Source organism: Streptomyces misionensis, from assembly GCF_900104815.1.
Taxonomy (GTDB): domain Bacteria; phylum Actinomycetota; class Actinomycetes; order Streptomycetales; family Streptomycetaceae; genus Streptomyces; species Streptomyces misionensis.
In genome coordinates, this window is sequence record NZ_FNTD01000004.1 from 5,402,505 (window position 1) to 5,419,623 (window position 17,119).

The following is a 17,119-nucleotide window of genomic DNA, read 5'->3' on the forward strand; positions in this document are numbered from 1 at the left end:
GCATGCGGCCGCCCCGGTTCCGGGACGACCGCCCCCAACCCTACCGGCCCTTATGTACGGGGGTCAGTGCTCGGCGGACTCAACAGGCGCCGAAGTCACCAGTTCTGTGAGGACTCCGTGGCAGTCCTTGGGGTGCAGGAAGGTGATCCGCGAGCCCATGGAACCGCGCCGCGGCTCGTCGTAGAGCACCCGGACGCCCTTGCCCCGGATCTCCTGCGCGTCGGTGTCGACGTCCGCCGTGCCGAAGGCGATGTGATGCACGCCCTCGCCGTTCTTGGCCAGCCACTTGCCGACCGCCGAGTCCTCGCGGGTCGGTTCCAGCAGCTGGAGGTAGGAGGCGCCGCCGTCCGACGTCTCGTTGATCTTGAGCATGGCCTCGCGCACGCCCTGCTCCTCGTTGACCTCGGTGTGGAAGACCTCGAAGCCGTAGGTGGCCCGGTAGAACTCGACGGTGGCGTCGAGGTCGTGGCAGGCGATCCCGATGTGGTCGATTCGCGTCAGCATGGTTTCAGTGCAGCGTCACCGCGGTGGTTACGCAACGTGCGCGCGATCACACCGACAGAGCGATGACGGCACTGAGTGCCGCTCAGTACATTCGAAGTAAACCCTCGTTCACTCCTCGGCTCTGCGCAACTGGAAGGGGATCGCACCTCATGTCTTCTGGAACGAACCGCTCGGTGATCGTCGCGGGCGCCCGTACGCCCATGGGACGACTGCTGGGCTCCCTGAAGTCCTTCTCCGGAGCCGAGCTGGGCGGCTTCGCGATCAAGGCCGCCCTCGACCGCGCCGGCATCGGCGGCGACCAGGTGCAGTACGTGATCATGGGCCAGGTGCTCCAGGCCGGCGCGGGCCAGATCCCGGCCCGCCAGGCCGCCGTCAAGGCCGGCATCCCGATGAGCGTCCCGGCCCTGACCGTCAACAAGGTGTGCCTCTCCGGCCTCGACGCCATCGCCCTGGCGGACCAGCTGATCCGCGCCGGCGAGTTCGACATCGTCGTGGCCGGCGGCCAGGAGTCCATGACCAACGCCCCGCACCTGCTGCCGAAGTCCCGCGAGGGCTTCAAGTACGGCGCCGTCGAGATGCTCGACGCCATGGCGTACGACGGGCTGACCGACGCCTTCGAGGGCATCGCCATGGGCGAGTCCACCGAGAAGCACAACACCCGTCTCGGCATCGGCCGCGCCGAGCAGGACGAGATCGCCGCGCTGTCCCACCAGCGGGCCGCCGCCGCGCAGAAGAACGGCCTGTTCGAGGCCGAGATCACCCCGGTGGAGATCCCGCAGCGCAAGGGCGACCCGATCCTGTTCAGCAAGGACGAGGGCATCCGCGCCGAGACCACCACCGAGTCCCTGGCCAAGCTGCGCCCGGCCTTCGCCAAGGACGGCACCATCACCGCCGGTTCCTCCTCGCAGATCTCCGACGGCGCCGCCGCGGTGGTCGTGATGAGCAAGGCCAAGGCCGAGGAACTGGGCCTGGAGTGGCTGGCCGAGATCGGCGCGCACGGCAACGTGGCCGGCCCGGACAACTCCCTCCAGTCCCAGCCGTCCAACGCCATCCTGCACGCCCTGAAGAAGGACGGCCTGGAGGTCTCCGACCTCGACCTCATCGAGATCAACGAGGCCTTCGCCGCCGTCGCCGTGCAGTCAATGAAGGACCTCGGCGTGTCCACGGAAAGGGTGAACGTCAACGGCGGCGCGATCGCGCTCGGCCACCCGATCGGCATGTCCGGCGCCCGGCTCGTGCTCCACTTGGCGCTGGAGCTCAAGCGCCGGGGCGGCGGCACCGGCGCGGCCGCGCTGTGCGGTGGCGGCGGCCAGGGCGACGCGCTGATCGTGCGGGTACCGAAGGCCTGAGGCCCGCGTCGGGCCGGTGAAGCGAACGGAGCTGTGATGCAGGACGTCTCCTCTCTGGTGGCCCAGGCCAGGGAAGGCCGGCCGCGGGCCGTGGCCCGGCTGATCTCCCTGGTGGAGGGGGCGTCCCCCCAGCTCAGAGAGGTCATGGCGGCGCTGGCCCCGCTGACCGGCAACGCCTATGTGGTGGGCCTGACCGGCTCGCCGGGCGTCGGCAAATCGACCTCCACCTCCGCGCTCGTCGCGGCCTACCGCAAGCAGGGCAGGCGGGTCGGCGTCCTGGCCGTCGACCCGTCCTCGCCCTTCTCCGGCGGCGCCCTGCTCGGCGACCGCGTACGGATGTCTGAGCACGCCTCCGACCCCGGCGTCTACATCCGCTCCATGGCGACCCGGGGTCACCTCGGCGGCCTCGCCTGGGCCGCGCCGCAGGCCATCCGCGTGCTGGACGCGGCGGGCTGCGACGTGATCCTGGTGGAGACGGTGGGCGTCGGCCAGTCCGAGGTGGAAATCGCCGCCCAGGCGGACACCTCCGTGGTGCTCCTGGCCCCGGGCATGGGCGACGGCATCCAGGCCGCCAAGGCGGGCATCCTGGAGATCGGCGACGTCTACGTCGTCAACAAGGCGGACCGGGACGGCGCCGACGCCACCGCCCGCGAGCTGGGCCACATGCTCGGCCTCGGCGAGGCCCGGCGGCCCGGCGACTGGCGCCCGCCGATCGTGAAGACGGTGGCCGCCCGCGCCGAGGGCGTGGACGAGGTGGTCGAGGCGCTGGAGAAGCACCGCGCGTGGATGGAGGAGCGCGGGGTCCTCGCCGAGCGCCGGCGTGCCCGCGCGGCCCACGAGGTGGAGACCATCGCGGTCACGGCCCTGCGCCGGCGCATCGGCGACCTGCACGGCGACCGCCGTCTCGGCGCGCTCGCCGAGCGGATCACGGCGGGCGAACTCGACCCCTACCGCGCGGCGGACGAACTCATCGCGGGCCTGACGGAAGGCTGACGCTGGCGAACTCCCGGACGCAGCGGGTAGATTGAGCCCATGTTCCTCCTCTTGGCATAGGGCGCGCCCCGCGCGAGGCCGGTGACACCACGGCACTCGCGCACGTCGGCGTCCCCTTTTCCGCCTCCGTCAGAGGAACTCCAGCGTGTCCACGCATGCTCCCGTGCGGCCCTCGTACGCCGCCGTCCTGCGCCTTCCGCACGTCCGCCGCACCTTCACCGCGGCCTTGGCCGCCCGGCTGTCCTACGGCACCGTGGGGCTCGCGGTGATGCTGTCCGTCACCCGGGCCACCGGCTCCTACGCCGTCTCCGGCGCGGTGATGTCCCTGTACGGCGCCACCATCGTCTTCCTGACCCCGCTGCGCGCCGCCCTCAGCGACCGCCACGGCGCCCGCCGGGCCGTGCTGCCCATGGCGGTGCTGTACGGCACCCTGCTGGCCCTCCTGGCCGCCTTGACGTGGCGTCCCGGGGCGCCGGTGGTGCTGATCGCCGCGGTCGCCGCGCTGGCCGGTGCGTGCGCGCCGCCACTGGGGCCGGTCATGCGGGTCGTATGGGCCGAACTCGCCCCGAACCAGCGGATGTTGCAGCGCGCCTACAGCCTGGACGGGGTCGCCGAGGAACTGCTGTTCGTCTCCGGTCCCGTCCTGGTCGGTGTGCTGACCGGGTTCGCCCCGCCGGCCTCGGGGGTCCTGTTCAGCGCGCTGCTCGTGGTGGGCGGCGCGAGCGTCTTCCTGAGTTCCCCGGTGATCCCCGGCCCCCGTCCCGCCGCGCCGCGCGGCCGGCGGGGCGCCGTCACGGGGCTGGTGCCGCCGTTCGCCGTGGCGCTGGGCGCGGGGCTGGCCGTCAGCGCGGTGGAGCTGCTGACCATGGCCTTCGCCACGGAGCACGGGTACGACACCGGGCTCGTCCCCTGGGTCCTGGGCGCGGTCTCGGCGGGCAGCGCGGTGGGCGGCCTGGCGAACGGCGCGGTGGCGTGGCGGGCGCCGGCCCGCACGCGGCTGGTGCTCTTCGCGGTGGCGCTGGGCTGCGTCATCGCGGTGGCGGGCCTGGCCCCGAACCTGTGGCTGCTCACCGCCGCGCTGGCCCTCGCCGGCGCGTTCATCGCCCCGACCCTGACGACGGCGTATCTGGCGGCGGACGAACTGGCCGCGCCGGAGTCCCGTACCCAGGCCGGGGCCTGGGTCAACATGGGGGTGAACGGCGGCAGTTCGGCCGGGGCGCTGGCGGCGGGGCTGCTGATCGGCCGGCTGCCGCTGGGACTCTGCTTCCTGGTGACGGGCGCGACGGCCCTCGCCTCCGCCGCCCTGGCCGGCGGCGGCCGGGCCACCGGAGCGGCGCGGGCGTCCCGGCACCTCAGCGGGGCCGGGGAGCACCCGCCCCGCTGAGCCAGGGACGCCCCGCTCCGCTGAGCTAGGGACGCCCTCGCTGCCCCCGCAGGTGCTCGGCGATCGGCTTCAGGGCCTTGTCCAGTTCGAGCAGCGCCTCCGGGGACAGCAGATCGATGAAGTGCCGCCGCACCGACGAGACGTGGTGCGGCGCCACCTTCTTCATCGTCTCCAGGCCGTGCTCGGTGAGTACGGCGTACAGCCCCCGCCGGTCGGACTCGCAGTTCTCGCGGCGCACGAGGTCCGCGTTCTCCATCCGCGTGATCTGGTGCGAGAGCCGGCTCTTGGACTGCAACGTCGCGGAGGCGAGGTCGCTCATCCGCATCCGTACGTCCTCCGACTCGGACAGGTTCACGAGGATCTCGTAATCGTTCATCGTCAGGCCGAACGGCTGCAGATCCTTCTCCAGCTGGTACGTCAACAGCCTGTTGACCTCCAGGTGGGTGCGCCAGGCGCACTGCTCCGCATCGGTCAGCCAGCGCGTGGCCGTCTCGGTCTCCATGAATGAAGTCTACCTAAGAAGTTGAATGGCGAACTACTTCGAGTGGTGTGACAGTGCGCACGCGTTCGACGTCACACTCCGCAGACTACCGCTCACAGCCCGAAGCGACGTTGGAGGCCCCCGAGCTGTCCGGGAAGGCGCGGTGCGCTACCCGATTGCGCACCGTGTCCACCCGGTGTCGGTGCGCCACCGCCCGGAACCCCCGGCTCGGCCGGCACGACCCCCGTCTCCACCTCGGCCATCAGCGCCTCCGACGACTGGAGCAGCACCGTCCCCGCGCCCGCGAACTCGAACTGGTGCTCCTCGCCGGAGACGCCGCCCAGGCCCGTCATCGCACGTAGACCGCCCAGTACTCCGGTCAGGTACCCGTGGTCGTAGTGATGACACGGGGAGGGGCAGTCGGCCCAGCCCACGAGCGCCTGGGGGTCCACCCGCAGGGGAGGCTCCATGAACACCACCGGACCGTTGGATGCGGCCACGAACTTGCCGGTTCCGAGGAGGGTGAGGAAACCCGGCACGATCGACTGCTTGAGCGCGAGACTTGGCTGAAAAGCGAGCAGATTGCCCGCGCGAATGGTCAGGTTCCCGTCGTCCAGGTCGTACGAGTTGACGTCGAAGGCCCGGTCGGCGAGCAGCATCTTGCCCGAGCCCTGTGCCACGACCCAGTCGCTCGCGTGCAGTGGCGAATGGAACGAGGTGCGGACGAGGTGGTCGAGTCGTCCGTGTCCGACGCCGTTGAACTCGATCGCCCCGTAATAGGCGATCATCTTCCCTTTCTGGAGGAACCACTGCCCGTCCTTGAGTTCGACGCAGAACGTGTAGCTGTTCACGTTGTCGTCCGCGGGCAGGGTCATCGGGTCGTAGACCACCGGGCCCCCGGGCACGGGGGTGCCGTACGCGCTCATAGCTTCTCCTCCGAGGCCTGGACGTACACCGTGCCGTTGCCGCTCAGCTCCAGCTGGAAGGCCTCGCCGGAGCCGCGGCCCACCATCTCGCGCCAGCCCAGCGCGGTGGACAGCCGGTTGCGGACCTCGCCGTGGTGGGCGACGTAGGCCTGCGGGTCCACGTGGACCGGGCGCTGCGGGGTGATCGGCAGCTCGAAGACGCCTCCGTGTGCCATCACGGCCACCGAGCCCTGCCCCGACAGGGTGGTGGTGAACAGCCCCTGGCCGGTGACCTGGCCCCGCACCAGGCCCATGACACCGCCCTGGGAGCCCATGAACATCGTGCCCTGGCGCAGCGTGCCCTCGAAGGCGAGCAGGCGGTCGGCCTCCACGTGGAGGGTGTCGCCGGTGAGGTGGATGACCTGGACGTGATGGCCGCCGTGCCCGAAGAAGACCGTGCCGCTGCCCTCGACGGTCATCAGCGGGGTCGCCTCGCCCGTCACCCGGCGCCCGAGCATCGACATCACCCCGCCCTGGCCGCCCTGGATGTTGGGCGTGAACGACACGTCCCCCTTGTAGGCGAGCATCGCCCCGCGCTGGCTGAACAGCCGCTGCCCGGGCAGCACGGTCGCCTCGACCATCTTGGAGTTGAGTTCCCGGAAGGCCATCTACAGATCCCCCGCGATCGTGTTCCGCTCGCTCGGCTGCACGTACACCAGGCCGTCCCCCTCGAAGCGGATCTGGAATGCCTCCCCGCCGCCCTCGCCGAGGAAGGTGCGGAACGTCACACCGGACTGGAAGGACTGCCGGACGTTGCCCTGGTGCGCGACGTAGGCGCCCGGATCGACCGTCAGCGGGTACTGGGGGGTGACCCTGAGCACCACCGCCGGCCCGTCGGACATGATCGCCGCCTGTCCGTGCCCCTCCACCGTGGTGGTGAACAGACCGTTGCCCTGGGAGGCGCCGCGCAGCCCGGTGAACGTGGTGCCCGTGCGCAGCGCCGCGTCCGTCACCAGCAGGTTGCTCGACTCGACGTACAGCTTCTCGCCCCGCAGGCTCACCAGGTTGATCTCGGTCGCCCGGTCGGCGAACCAGCAGGTCCCGTGCCCTTTCACCTCCATCACCGCCATCTGCTCGCCGGTGAGGCGCCGCGTCACCATCCCGCGCAGCCCCTCGCCGCCGCCCGTGAGCTTCTTGAACGACATCTGCCCGTCGTACGCGACCATCGAGCCGTTCTTCGCCTTCACGGCGTCCCCGGTCATGTCGACGGCGAGCACCCTGGTGCCCTGCAATCGGAACATCGCCACGCTGGGAACGTATCGGCACGGCGGGTGGGCCGAACAGCACCCACAGGTGGACTCGCACCCTGAGCGGACCCCTACGGGCACCGTTTGTCACAATGGCGGGACGCTTGTGCGTACGTTCACAAATCGGCAGCCACTCCTCGCAACTCCCACCGAAGGTGACCCGTGGACATCAAGACCGCCACCGCCCTCCGCCGCCTCCGACTCGTCTCCGCCCCCGAGGCCGTGTCCTTCATCGTCCTGCTCGTCTGCTCGGTGCTGAAGCGGACCACGGACTTCAACGCGGTGCCCGTGATGGGCGCGATCCATGGTGTCCTTTTCGTCCTCTACGTTCTTTTCTGGGCCGATGCCTGGAACAAGGCCAAGTGGAGCCTCGGCACCGCGGCCCTCTACTTCGTCCTCTCCGTGCTGCCCACCGGCGGCTTCTTCGCGGAGCGCAAGCTGCGCCGCGAGGCCGAGGACGCCGTGATCGCCGCCCGTGCCCGCAAGGAAGGAGTCGTGAACGCATGATCGTCGCCTTTTCCGTGACGCCCCTCGGCGTCGGCGAGGACGTGGGGGAGTACGTAGCCGAGGCCGTCCGCGTGGTCCGCGAGTCGGGCCTGCCGAACCGCACCGACGCCATGTTCACCTCGATCGAGGGCGACAGCTGGGAAGAGGTCATGGACGTCGTGCGGCGCGCCGTCGCCGCCGTCGAGGAGCGCGCCCCGCGCGTCTCGCTCGTCCTCAAGGCCGACATCCGCCCCGGTGTCACCGACGGCCTGACCTCCAAGGTGGAGACCGTGGAGCGGCACCTGGCCGGCTGACCCCTTTTGAGCGGCCGCTCAAAGGGAGTATCTTCGTGTGGAAGATCCTTTGAGCGTTCGCTCAAACGGTGGCCTGACGTGGGGGAACACATGGGTCTCTATACGGAGACGCACATACGCGCCGACCTGGACGAGCTGTGGGCGCACACCCAGGACCCCGCCCGGCACCGGCGCTGGGACCTGCTCGTCACCGAGCTGCGCCACCTCCCGCACGTCCAGGGCGAGCCGCGCCCGTTCCGCTTCACCGCGCGCCTGCCGCCCTTCCTCGCCCTCAGCGGCACCGGCGTCTCCGCCGGCGAGAAGGAACGCCCTGACGGCACCCGCACCTCCGCGCTCTGCTTCTCCTCCACCCACCCCCTCGGCCTGATCGCCGAGGGCGCCGGCTACTGGCGCTACGTCCCCGACGCGCAGGGCGTCCGCTTCCTGGCCGGCTACGACTACCGCCCGCGCGGCGGAGCCCCCGGCGCCGTCGTCGACCGGCTGCTGGTCCGCCCGCTGCTCCGCTGGGCCACCGCCTGGTCCTTCGACCGCCTGCGGCTCTGGCTGGAGCGCGGCATCACCCCCGAGCGCGCCCTGCGCAACTGGCTCGCCGAACTCGCCGTGCGCGCCTTGCTGCTCACCGTCTGCCTGGCCGGACTCGGCGCCCTGGAACCGCTGCTCGGCCTGTTCGGCCCGTTCTCCGCCGCCATGGCCTACCTGTGCCCGGTGCTGCTGCTCGCCGCCGTCTGCGTCGCCCTGTTCAAGTCCCCGCTGGAGGGCACCCCGGCCGCCCGCCGCTGTCTGCGCGCCCCCGCCACCCAGACCCGGGCGCCGCGCCTGCTGCGCGCCCTCCAGAACCGCACGGAGGCACCCGTATGAGCCCCGAGACGGCCAAGGCCCGGGAGACCAAGACCAGGCTGCTGGAGGGCGCCCTGCGCACGCTCACCGAGCAGGGCATCGCCAAGACCTCGGCCCGTACGGTGGCCGCCGCGGCCGGCGTCAACCAGGCGCTGGTCTTCTACCACTTCGGCACCGTGGACGAGCTGCTCGCCGCCGCCTGCCGGTACGGCGCGGAGCAGGCCGTCGCCCGCTACCGGGAGCGGCTCGCCACCGTCACCTCCCTGTCCGAGCTGCTCGCCGTGGGCCGCGAGATCCACGCACGCGAGCGGGACGGCGGCCATGTCGCCCTCCTCGGCCAGCTCCTCGCGGGCGCCCCGACCCACCCGGCGCTCGGACCCGCGACGGCGGCGGGACTGCGGCTGTGGATCGCCGAGATCGAACAGGTGCTCACCCGGTTGCTCGCCGCGACGCCGTTCGCCGAGTTCGTCGACCCCGCAGGGCTCGCGCGCGCGGTGGCCGCGTCCTTCGTGGGCATCGAGCTGTACGAGGGGGCCGACGAGGCGGGGGCGCGGGCGGCACTGGACGCGCTGGACCAGCTCGCGGCGCTGGTGGCCGCGGTGGAGGAGCTGGGTCCCGTGGCGCAGCGGGCGGTGCGGCACCGGCTGCGGAAGGCCGGGCGGTGAGGGCCGGGGCGCGCCCGGTGATCGTCCGGCATCCGAAAGGCGAGACGGAGCTGACCGGCATATGACCGGCCGGTAGGGTCTGATGACGTGCCCAAGCCACTCAGCCTCCCGTTCGACCCCATCGCCCGCGCCGACGAGCTGTGGCAGCAGCGCTGGGGAAACGTGCCCTCCATGGCCGCGATCACCTCGATCATGCGGGCCCAGCAGATCCTGCTCGCCGAGGTGGACGCGGTGGTCAAGCCGTACGGGCTGACGTTCGCCCGCTACGAGGCGCTGGTGCTGCTCACCTTCTCCAAGGCCGGCGAACTGCCGATGTCCAAGATCGGCGAGCGGCTGATGGTGCATCCCACCTCCGTGACGAACACCGTGGACCGGCTGGTGAAGTCCGGTCTGGTGGCGAAGCGGCCCAACCCCAACGACGGGCGCGGCACCCTCGCCGTGATCACCGACAAGGGCCGCGAGGTGGTCGACGCGGCCACCCGCGACCTGATGGCCATGGACTTCGGCCTGGGGGTGTACGACGCGGAGGAGTGCCGGGAGATCTTCGCGATGTTCCGCCCGCTGCGGGTCGCGGCACTCGACTTCGACGAGGGGTGACCCCGGCCAAGATCTCCCGGAACGGGTGGTTACGCTCGACTCCATGAAGAAGAGCGTGCTGACCCGCTACCGCGTCATGGCCTACACCACGGGTGTCCTGCTGGTGCTGCTGTGCCTGAGCATGATCGCGAAGTACGGGCTGGACATCAGCGGCGCGGCCGACATGACCCGCGTCGTCGCCATCGCCCACGGCTGGCTGTACGTCGTCTACCTGGTCTTCGCCTTCGACCTGGGTTCCAAGGCGAAGTGGCCGGTCGGCAAGCAGCTGTGGGTGCTGCTGGCGGGCACGATCCCCACCGCCGCGTTCTTCGTGGAGCGGAAGATCAGCCGGGAGCTGGACGGCAAGGTCGCCGAGCGCACCCCGGCCGTCGCCAAGGCGTAGGGCCCTTCGCCGGGGCCCTCACCGCCGTACGGGCAACCCGTACGGCGGTCTGCCGTCGACAGATACTAGGACGTCCAAGTAAATTCGACGGTATGGACGCTCACGCCATCGAGGAGGGCCGCCGGCGCTGGCAGGCCCGCTACGACGCCGCGCGCAAGCGTGACGCGGACTTCACCACGCTCTCCGGGGACCCGGTGGAGCCGGTGTACGGGCCCCGGCCCGGAGACACGTACGAGGGATTCGAGCGGATCGGCTGGCCGGGGGAGTACCCCTTCACCCGCGGCCTGCATCCGACCGGCTACCGCGGCCGCGCCTGGACCATCCGGCAGTTCGCCGGGTTCGGCACCGCCGAGCAGACCAACGAGCGGTACAAGATGATCCTCGCCGCGGGCGGCGGCGGGCTCTCCGTGGCGTTCGACATGCCGACGCTGATGGGCCGCGACTCCGACGACCCCCGCTCGCTCGGCGAGGTCGGCCACTGCGGGGTCGCGATCGACTCGGCCGCCGACATGGAGGTCCTGTTCCGGGACATCCCGCTCGGCGAGGTCACCACGTCGATGACGATCAGCGGGCCCGCCGTGCCCGTCTTCTGCATGTACCTGGTCGCCGCCGAGCGGCAGGGCGTGGACCCGTCGGTGCTCGACGGCACGCTCCAGACCGACATCTTCAAGGAGTACATCGCCCAGAAGGAGTGGCTCTTCGGGCCCGGGCCGCATCTGCGGCTGATCGGCGACCTCATGGAGTACTGCACCGCCCGCATCCCCGCCTACAAGCCGCTGTCCGTCTCCGGCTACCACATCCGCGAGGCCGGGGCGACGGCCGCGCAGGAGCTGGCGTACACGCTCGCGGACGGCTTCGGGTACGTCGAGCTGGGGCTCAGCCGCGGACTGGACGTCGACGTCTTCGCACCCGGCCTGTCCTTCTTCTTCGACGCCCACGTCGACTTCTTCGAGGAGATCGCCAAGTTCCGCGCGGCGCGCCGGATCTGGGCGCGCTGGATGCGGGACGTGTACGGCGCGCGCGGCGAGAAGGCGCAGTGGCTGCGGTTCCACACGCAGACGGCCGGTGTCTCGCTCACCGCGCAGCAGCCGTACAACAACGTGGTGCGCACCGCGGTGGAGGCGCTGGCCGCGGTGCTCGGCGGGACCAACTCGCTGCACACCAACGCCCTGGACGAGACGCTGGCGCTGCCCGGCGAGCAGGCCGCGGAGATCGCGCTGCGCACCCAGCAGGTGCTGATGGAGGAGACCGGTGTCGCCAACGTCGCGGACCCGCTCGGGGGTTCGTGGTACGTCGAGCAGCTGACGGACCGGATCGAGGCGGCGGCGGAGGAGATCTTCCAGCGGATCAGGGAGCGCGGGCAGCGGGCGCATCCGGACGGACGGCACCCGATCGGGCCGATGACCTCCGGCATCCTGCGCGGGATCGAGGACGGCTGGTTCACCGGGGAGATCGCCGAGTCGGCCTTCCGCCACCAACAGGCCCTGGAGAAGGGGGAGAAGAGGATCGTGGGCGTCAACGTTCACACCGGGTCCGTCACCGGCGACCTGGAGATCCTGCGGGTGGGCCACGAGGTGGAGCGGGAGCAGGTGAGGACCCTCGGCGAGCGCCGCGCGAAGCGGGACGGCACCGCCGTACGCGCCGCCCTCGACGGACTGCTCGCCGCCGCCCGGGACGGCTCGGGCATGATCGAGCCCATGCTGGCCGCGGTGCGCGCCGAGGCGACCCTCGGCGAGATCTGCGGGGTGCTGCGCGAGGAGTGGGGGGCGTACACGGAGCCCGCGGGGTTCTGACCGGGCTCAGGACGGGGCGGCCAGCCCCAGCAGCAGGACCCGGATGAAGCTGCGCACCCACGCCTCGTCGGCGGGCTTGCCGCTCACCAGGGTGCGGTGCACCACCGCGCCCGCCACCACGTCGAAGGTGAGGTCGACGGTGCGGGCCGCCTCCTCCTCGTCCTCGCTCTCCGGGGGCAGTTCACCGCGTTCCGCCGCCCGGGCCCGGCCCTCCAGAACCAGCCGTTTCTGGCGGTCCACGATGGAGGCGCGGATGCGTTCGCGCAGCAGGTCGTCGCGGGTGGACTCGGCGACGACCGCCATCAGGCCGCTGCGGCACTCGGGGCGGTCCAGCAGCGCCGCGAACTGGAGGACGACGCCCTCGATGTCGGCGGCCAGGCTGCCCCGGTCGGGCAGGCGCAGCTCGTCGAAGAGTTCCGCGACGGCGTCGACGACCAGCTCGTTCTTGCCGGCCCAGCGGCGGTAGAGGGTGGTCTTCGCAACCCCGGCGCGGGTCGCGACGTCCTGGAGAGTGAGCTTGGACCACCCCAGTTCCACCAGCGCCTCCCTGGTCGCGGCCAGGATCGCGGCGTCCGCGGCGGCGCTGCGCGGGCGCCCGGGACGGCTGGCGGGGGTGCGGCTCTGCATCCCATGACCATAACCGGCGGGTTCTGCGGGGCCGTGAGGGAGATCACCGGGAAGAGCTGTCGTTCGCCCGCCCATTGCCATTACGCTACGGGTCGTAGCGGAAAGCTCGCGAGGGACGTACGCGGGCGGAACGGCACGGCGCGGGTGGGGACCCGGCGCCGGACATCAAGGCTTTTTTCTTCAGACGCGGTATCGGGGGAGGATAGACGCATGCAGCCACGGAACATGTCCATGAGCGGCGTGGTCGACCTCGCCGCGGTGAAGGCGGCCCAGGAGGCCAAGGCCAAGGCCGAGCAGGCGCGCGCCGAAGCCGCCCGGCAGGGCGGCACGGGTGCCGTATCCCCGGCCGATCTCGTCATCGACGTCGACGAAGCCGGCTTTGAACGCGAGATCCTCCAGCGCTCCGCAGAGGTACCGGTCGTCATCGACTTCTGGGCCGAGTGGTGTCAGCCCTGCAAGCAGCTGAGCCCGGTCCTGGAGCGGCTGGCCGTCGAGTACAACGGGCGCTTCCTGCTCGCCAAGATCGACGTCGACGCCAACCAGATGCTGATGCAGCAGTTCGGGGTGCAGGGCATCCCGGCGGTGTTCGCCGTCGTGGCCGGCCAGGCCCTGCCGCTGTTCCAGGGAGCGGCGAGCGAGGAGCAGATCCGCGGGACCCTCGACCAGCTGGTGCAGGTCGCCGAGCAGCGCTTCGGGCTGACCGGTCTGACCGTCGACCCGGAAGCGGAGCCGGGCGGCGCGACCGGTGCCGAGGCGCCGGAGGGACCGTACGACGCGGCCCTGAACGCCGCCGCGCTGGCCCTGGACGCCGGCGATCTGGACGGCGCGGTGCGCGCGTACCAGAACGTCCTGGCCGACGACCCGGGCCACCCCGAGGCCAAGCTGGGCCTCGCGCAGGCGGAGTTGCTCCGCCGGGTGCAGCACATGGACCCGCAGAAGGTCCGCCGCGAGGCGGCGGAGAACCCGAAGGACGCCGAGGCGCAGATCGCCGCCGCGGACCTGGATCTGGTGGGCGGTCATGTCGAGGACGCCTTCGGGCGGTTGATCGAGACGGTGCAGCGCACGGTGGGTGACGACCGGGACGCGGTACGGCGCCGGCTGCTCGAACTGTTCGAGGTCGTGGGCTCCGAAGACCCGCGGGTGGTCGGTGCCCGCCGGGCGCTGGCGCGGGCGCTCTTCTGACCAGTCCGTAAACGCCACGGCCTGTGACGCCGGGGTGAAAGGTTTGCCGACAAGGCGTTGAGGCCGCTCCGCTTTACCAAATCTTGGTAATCGGGGCGGCTGTTACTCCGAGTAAATCAGGGCCGTTGATCTGTCTGGTTTCGTACAGAGATCAACGGCTTTGTTCTGCCCTGTGATGCGACCGAGTGTCGCGCTCCGAGATCACGCGGACGTTTCTCGGTTATCCGGCCGTTACTAGCCAGTAACGAACCCCCTTGTGCGGGCGGCCAATTTGCACCACGATCGGCGACGCTCGGTCCATTCCCGTACCCCGGCATCCGGTCGGGGCGAGGGAGACTCTGGGTCCCCACCGAGCAGAGCCGGCGGCAGTGGCGCCGGGTCTTGGGCAGGGGGGTCTTCGCCGGCCGGCGAAGCCTGTCCAGCAAGGTTGTGCGTGATGTGTGTCAGGCGCGACCAGTGGTTGTCGCTCGGGGGTGATCGCCGGTGATTCGGGCGCGGTTCGCGCCGCCGAGCGCGGGCGCTCTCCTTCCCGAGGACGTAGCACTTCTCCCATCCCTGCCCGGCTGAGCCGCCGTCCGTGGGCGAGACCGGGCCAGGAGATGTACGTCCGAGAAGGAGGAAATATGGAGTCCCAGGTGCGTGGCGGGACCAGATGGAAGCGGTTCGCTGTGGTCATGGTGCCCAGCGTGGCCGCCACGGCGTGCATAGGTGTCGCCCTCGCGCAGGGTGCGCTCGCCGCCTCGTTCAGCGTGTCCGGTCAGTCCTTCAAGGTGACCGCGGACAAGCTGGTCGGTCAGGGCTTCGAGCAGTACGGCGCGCTCGACAACGGCTACACCCTCAGCGGTGATCAGACCACCCACCCGGTGGCGGTCTCGGCCTTCAACTCGGCCAAGATCACCAACATGTGCCAGTCGGTCGTCACGCCCAACATCCCGGTGCTGGGCTCGGTGAGCCTCGTGCTGAAGGCGGGCGCGGACAAGCCGGTCCAGGCCAGCCAGCTGTACATCGACCTCGATGACCTCAGCGCCGACGCCACCTTCAAGAACATCGACATCGGTGTTGCCGCCAAGGACGCCGGCAAGGGTCCTGGCATGAAGGGTGGCAAGGAGCAGGCGAACCCGTTCGGCTTCGCGCAGCAGGCCGACTCGGCCACGCTGACCGGCGTGAAGCAGACGGCGTGGGCGACCACGGCCGGCACCTTCAAGCTCAGCGGTCTGCACATGTCCGTCTCGGCGGGCACGCACGAGTGCTACTAGGCACTCGATGACGGGCGGGGGAGCCGACGGCGCCCCCGCCCGCGCCACTTGGACCGCGTTTTCACACGCGGCACACATCACCACCACAGCAACGCTGCACCAGGGAGCTGTTTTCCATGAGCGCCGAGACCCCTGCCGCCGACCCCGGCCAGTTCACCCGCCGGAGGCAGCAGTTCCGCGCCTGGCGGGGCACGCGTCCGTTCTGGGCCGGTGTGCTCGTCATCTTCGGCGGCTTTCTCATCCTGTACTTCCCGTACGCACACCTCCAGCTGGGCCATCTCTCGATGACGATGGGCACTCCCGGCGGCTCCAGTTCCCTGATCATCGGTGTGCTGCTCATCGTTCTCGGCATCACCCTCTGGGTCCAGCAGCACATCCGGGTCTTCGCGGGCATCGCGGCGATCCTGCTGGCGCTGGTGTCCATTCCGCTGTCCAACATCGGCGGCTTCATCGTCGGCTTCCTGTCCGCGCTGATCGGCGGAGCGATGGCCGTGGCCTGGGCGCCCGGCGCGACGCCGCAGCCGCAGCCGCCGGCCGGGGCGGCGCCCGCCGCGGGCGGGGCCCCCGACACCGCACCGCTGCCGGACCAGCGCATGGGCGAGCCGACCGACCTGTCAGGAACGAGCCCGGCCAACGGGGCGAACGGGAGGCACAGTGCCGGCTGACGAGGTGACGCGCGGGAGCGATACGGAGGAGCCCCGCGCCAGAACCGGACCCCGCCACGCGGCCCCCAGAAAGCCGCTGTTCACCAGATTCCACATGCCGGCCGGCAAGGCGATAGCCACCGTGGCGATGCCGACGGCCGTGCTGATGGGCATGGGCTTCACCTCCACGCTCGCCATCGCGGCGGGCGGCGGCAGCGGCAGCCCGTCCCCGTCGACCACGGCCAAGAGCCTGACGGCCGACGAGTACAAGGACTGCGTCAAGGCGCTGGACGACGCCAAGGACCCCTCGGCCTCGCCCTCGCCGTCCGCCTCGGCGGACCGGTCCGAGTCGCCGACGCCGTCGCCCTCCGCGAGCACCGGCACGGGCGAGGACGCCGCCAAGGACTCCGGCAAGGACACGTCCGGGTCGTCGTCCTCCGGCTCCGGCTCCGCCGGCTCGGACTCGGCCGATTCAGGTTCGGCCGACTCGGGTTCGGCCGGGAAGAGCGCGCCGAAGCCGGCCGAGACCTCCGGGTCGGCCGGCTCGGACTCCGGTGCGACGACGCCCGGTCCGTCGGCGGGCCAGAACGGCGGCGGGCTGCTGGGCACCATCGGCGACACGCTCGGGAACATCCTCACCGGCGGGGCGAAGGACACCCCCACGGCGTCCGCGAGCCCCACGCCCACGGCGACCCCGTCCGCCTCGGCGTCTGGCTCGAAGCTCACCGACACCGTCAAGGACACCACGTCCAAGACCGTCAAGACGGTCGGGGACACGGTGAAGAACACCACGGACACGGTCTCCAAGGCGGCCGACGACGCGGGCAAGGCGGTCAAGGACACGGCCGGGTCGGCCACCGCGAGCCCGTCCGCGAGCGCCGACCCGTCGGCGAGCGCGACCCCCTCGGCCGAGGACTGCCCGGCGGCCACCACCGCCGAGGGCGGCGTCGACAACCAGGTGCCGGTGGCGGACGACCCCTGGTACCTCAGCGCCAGCTCGCTGCTGCTGAAGGGCGCCGACTACCAGGGCATCGTCGAGGTCAGGGCGGCGAACGGCACCACCAAGAAGGCGCTGAAGTACGTGGTCTCCGACGGCACCGACATCGGCGACCTGCACCAGACGGTGGAGGACAAGCTCACCGGCAAGACGTACCACGTCCAGGCCGCCAAGGGCTCGACGTCGACGATCCGCGACGGCAAGACCGTGATGTACACCGAGAAGATCTCGGGCAACCTGTTCGGGCTGATCCCCATGACGTTCAGCCCCGACAGCCCGCCCCCGCTGAACCTCCCGCTGATCTACTTCACCAATGTGAAGGTGACCCAGGCGGCCCAGTTCGGCGGCACCCTGCACGTGCCCGGGATGCACGTGTACACGACCGGCTGACCGGTCCCCGAGGCCCGTCCGGGAGC

At 71.0% G+C, this 17,119-nt stretch carries 20 protein-coding genes; 14 read left to right on the forward strand and 6 right to left on the reverse strand.

Translation table 11 applies throughout. The annotated features are described in order from the left end of the window. Positions 1–63: 63 nt before the first annotated feature. Entirely contained in the window at positions 64–504 is a 441-nt protein-coding gene (gene mce / locus BLW85_RS26380; RefSeq protein WP_070027739.1) for a methylmalonyl-CoA epimerase, read from the reverse strand. Between the two features lie 149 nt (positions 505–653). On the opposite strand from mce, the gene BLW85_RS26385 reads away from it, so the two are divergent. The 3 genes from BLW85_RS26385 (at position 654) to BLW85_RS26395 (ending at position 4,230) form a co-directional block, all read left to right on the forward strand. Then, a complete protein-coding gene (locus BLW85_RS26385; protein ID WP_074993296.1) occupies positions 654–1,853 on the forward strand; it encodes an acetyl-CoA C-acetyltransferase in 1,200 nt (399 codons plus the stop codon). 36 nt (positions 1,854–1,889) lie between these two features. Further along, positions 1,890–2,846, forward strand: coding sequence for a methylmalonyl Co-A mutase-associated GTPase MeaB (meaB, locus tag BLW85_RS26390; protein ID WP_070027741.1), 957 nt, complete (start codon positions 1,890–1,892; stop codon positions 2,844–2,846). Between the two features lie 145 nt (positions 2,847–2,991). Next, positions 2,992–4,230, forward strand: a complete 1,239-nt coding sequence (locus tag BLW85_RS26395) for an MFS transporter (RefSeq protein ID WP_074993298.1) — start codon at positions 2,992–2,994, stop codon at positions 4,228–4,230. A gap of 25 nt (positions 4,231–4,255) precedes the next feature. Here BLW85_RS26395 and BLW85_RS26400 read toward each other — a convergent pair whose 3' ends face one another. From BLW85_RS26400 to BLW85_RS26415, 4 genes are all read right to left on the reverse strand, one after another. Beyond that, positions 4,256–4,732, reverse strand: a complete 477-nt coding sequence (locus BLW85_RS26400) for a MarR family winged helix-turn-helix transcriptional regulator (protein WP_070027743.1) — start codon at positions 4,730–4,732, stop codon at positions 4,256–4,258. A gap of 92 nt (positions 4,733–4,824) precedes the next feature. Continuing rightward, entirely contained in the window at positions 4,825–5,637 is an 813-nt protein-coding gene (locus BLW85_RS26405; RefSeq protein ID WP_074993299.1) for an AIM24 family protein, read from the reverse strand. After that, positions 5,634–6,284, reverse strand: a complete 651-nt coding sequence (locus BLW85_RS26410) for an AIM24 family protein (RefSeq protein ID WP_074993301.1) — start codon at positions 6,282–6,284, stop codon at positions 5,634–5,636. Before BLW85_RS26410 ends, BLW85_RS26405 begins: the two co-directional genes overlap by 4 nt. After that, entirely contained in the window at positions 6,285–6,917 is a 633-nt protein-coding gene (locus tag BLW85_RS26415; RefSeq protein WP_070027746.1) for an AIM24 family protein, read from the reverse strand. A 168-nt stretch (positions 6,918–7,085) separates the two neighbouring features. On the opposite strand from BLW85_RS26415, the gene BLW85_RS26420 reads away from it, so the two are divergent. The 7 genes from BLW85_RS26420 (at position 7,086) to icmA (ending at position 11,997) form a co-directional block, all read left to right on the forward strand. Then, positions 7,086–7,430 carry a DUF3817 domain-containing protein gene (locus BLW85_RS26420; RefSeq protein ID WP_070027747.1) on the forward strand — a complete coding sequence of 115 codons (345 nt, stop codon included), beginning with the start codon at positions 7,086–7,088 and terminating at the stop codon, positions 7,428–7,430. Next, positions 7,427–7,723 (forward strand): MTH1187 family thiamine-binding protein, encoded by a 297-nt coding sequence (locus tag BLW85_RS26425; protein ID WP_074993304.1) that lies wholly within the window; start codon positions 7,427–7,429, stop codon positions 7,721–7,723. Before BLW85_RS26420 ends, BLW85_RS26425 begins: the two co-directional genes overlap by 4 nt. 90 nt (positions 7,724–7,813) lie before the next feature. Then, the gene (locus tag BLW85_RS26430) at positions 7,814–8,581 is read left to right on the forward strand and encodes an SRPBCC family protein (protein WP_070027749.1); all 768 of its coding nucleotides are present in this window, start codon (positions 7,814–7,816) and stop codon (positions 8,579–8,581) included. Continuing rightward, on the forward strand, positions 8,578–9,225 hold the full coding sequence (locus BLW85_RS26435; RefSeq protein ID WP_074993306.1) for a TetR/AcrR family transcriptional regulator: 648 nt from the start codon (positions 8,578–8,580) through the stop codon (positions 9,223–9,225). The genes BLW85_RS26430 and BLW85_RS26435 overlap by 4 nt, the downstream gene beginning before the upstream one ends. A gap of 87 nt (positions 9,226–9,312) precedes the next feature. Beyond that, complete coding sequence (locus BLW85_RS26440; RefSeq protein WP_070027751.1) at positions 9,313–9,822, forward strand: MarR family winged helix-turn-helix transcriptional regulator; 510 nt, start codon at positions 9,313–9,315, stop codon at positions 9,820–9,822. A gap of 43 nt (positions 9,823–9,865) precedes the next feature. Continuing rightward, positions 9,866–10,204 carry a DUF3817 domain-containing protein gene (locus BLW85_RS26445; RefSeq protein WP_070027752.1) on the forward strand — a complete coding sequence of 113 codons (339 nt, stop codon included), beginning with the start codon at positions 9,866–9,868 and terminating at the stop codon, positions 10,202–10,204. A gap of 92 nt (positions 10,205–10,296) precedes the next feature. Continuing rightward, positions 10,297–11,997, forward strand: a complete 1,701-nt coding sequence (gene icmA, locus BLW85_RS26450; protein WP_074993309.1) for a coenzyme B12-dependent isobutyryl-CoA mutase large subunit — start codon at positions 10,297–10,299, stop codon at positions 11,995–11,997. Between the two features lie 6 nt (positions 11,998–12,003). Here icmA and BLW85_RS26455 read toward each other — a convergent pair whose 3' ends face one another. Then, positions 12,004–12,624, reverse strand: coding sequence for a TetR/AcrR family transcriptional regulator (locus BLW85_RS26455; protein WP_070027754.1), 621 nt, complete (start codon positions 12,622–12,624; stop codon positions 12,004–12,006). 210 nt (positions 12,625–12,834) lie between these two features. Here BLW85_RS26455 and BLW85_RS26460 point away from each other — a divergent pair, with 210 nt between their 5' ends. The 4 genes from BLW85_RS26460 (at position 12,835) to BLW85_RS26480 (ending at position 17,093) form a co-directional block, all read left to right on the forward strand. Continuing rightward, positions 12,835–13,806 (forward strand): tetratricopeptide repeat protein, encoded by a 972-nt coding sequence (locus BLW85_RS26460; RefSeq protein ID WP_074993311.1) that lies wholly within the window; start codon positions 12,835–12,837, stop codon positions 13,804–13,806. 623 nt (positions 13,807–14,429) lie between these two features. After that, positions 14,430–15,062, forward strand: coding sequence for a DUF6230 family protein (locus tag BLW85_RS26470; protein ID WP_070027756.1), 633 nt, complete (start codon positions 14,430–14,432; stop codon positions 15,060–15,062). Positions 15,063–15,178: 116 nt separating this feature from the next. Further along, positions 15,179–15,727, forward strand: a complete 549-nt coding sequence (locus tag BLW85_RS26475) for a DUF6114 domain-containing protein (protein ID WP_074993313.1) — start codon at positions 15,179–15,181, stop codon at positions 15,725–15,727. Continuing rightward, entirely contained in the window at positions 15,717–17,093 is a 1,377-nt protein-coding gene (locus BLW85_RS26480; protein ID WP_177330168.1) for a hypothetical protein, read from the forward strand. Before BLW85_RS26475 ends, BLW85_RS26480 begins: the two co-directional genes overlap by 11 nt. Positions 17,094–17,119: the final 26 nt, after the last annotated feature.